Annotated in this window: 2 protein-coding genes; both read left to right on the top strand. The window is 36.3% G+C overall.

All coding sequences use genetic code 11. The features are described from left to right. On the top strand, positions 1-463 hold a 463-nt coding region (locus ACHABW_RS25770), incomplete at its 5' end, for a helix-turn-helix domain-containing protein (protein WP_435759886.1). Continuing rightward, entirely contained in the window at positions 427-1,293 is an 867-nt protein-coding gene (locus ACHABW_RS25765; protein WP_435759884.1) for an IS3 family transposase, read from the top strand. The genes ACHABW_RS25770 and ACHABW_RS25765, both read left to right, overlap by 37 nt. Positions 1,294-1,322: the final 29 nt, after the last annotated feature.

Genomic DNA, 1,322 nt, shown 5'->3' with positions numbered 1-1,322 from the left:
TTCCACCCCATTAAAAAATTGGGTGAGATCCTATAAAACACAGGGCATGGATGGATTAAAACGAAGAAAGGTGCAGGAAGGGTACTCTGTTCAATTTAAATTAGATACGATACAATTTATACTAGAGACAGGTGCTTCTTATCAGGAAACTGCTGATCAATTTAGATTGAACAATCCTTCCTTAATTTATCGTTGGATGAAAACATTTAATGAACGAGGGATAGAAGGCCTGAAACCAATATCAAAGGGGCGACCTTCTATGTCTAAGAAATCAACTAAATCCAAGAATAAGGAAGAGACAAAGTTAACACGTGAAGAAGAATTAGAACGTGAGAATGAAATACTGAGACTAGAAAATGCTTACCTAAAAAAGTTGAAAGCTTTTCGGGAGAATCCAAATGCCTTCCACGAAAAGCACAGGCAAAAGTGGCATTCGAACTCAAAGAAGAAGGATTCCGATTAAAAGATATATTCATTGTTGTAGGTATTCCTGAAGCAACCTATCACTATCATGTGAAAAACTTTGGACAAGAAGACTCAGATACAGAACTAAAAAAACTGATTACAAGCCTATTTAAGCAGTTTCATGAACGCTATGGTTATAAACGTATCACAAGAGAATTAACCAAATTAGGACATTCTATCAACCATAAAAAAGTGTATCGCATTATGCGGGAACTAGGGTTAAAATGTGTGAAATTTATGCGGAAATCCCGTAAATACAATTCATATAAGGGAAACGTAGGAAAAGTAGCGATAAACCGATTGTCCCGCCGCTTTAGCACACCTATCCCTCTTCAAAAGTTAGTAACCGACATTACAGAATTCAAATGTCTAGGCGAAGAGAAGTTATATTTAAATCCAATTCTTGACCTTTATAACGGAGAAGTTATTGCGTTTGAAATCAGGAAACGTCCAACATTAGATCTTGTCATAGAACCTTTAACAAGGGCGCTACAGATAATAAAGAATCATGCAACTTATCGCACTACCATTCATTCTGATCAAGGTTGGCATTACCAGCACAATCAATGGGTGAGGACATTAAAAGAAAATAAAGTATTCCAAAGCATGTCACGTAAAGCAACCTGCGCAGACAACGCTTCAATGGAAAATTTCTTTGGCATTTTAAAACAAGAAATGTATTATGGGGAAGAATTAGTAAGCTATGAAGAATTAAAAAGACGGATAGAAGAATATATCGACTGGTATAACAATGAACGATCAAAAATAAAATTGGCCGGATTGAGTCCAGTAGAATACCGAACTCAATCCAGCCAATCAGCTGCATAAAAAAACTCTAACTTTTGGGGGTAACCACC

It is taken from the genome of Salipaludibacillus sp. CF4.18 (genome assembly GCF_051262595.1).
In the GTDB taxonomy this organism is placed as follows: Bacteria; Bacillota; Bacilli; order Bacillales; family Salisediminibacteriaceae; genus Salipaludibacillus; species Salipaludibacillus neizhouensis.
Note: the sequence above shows the minus strand (reverse complement) of the source record. Positions and strands in the feature narration are given on the sequence as shown.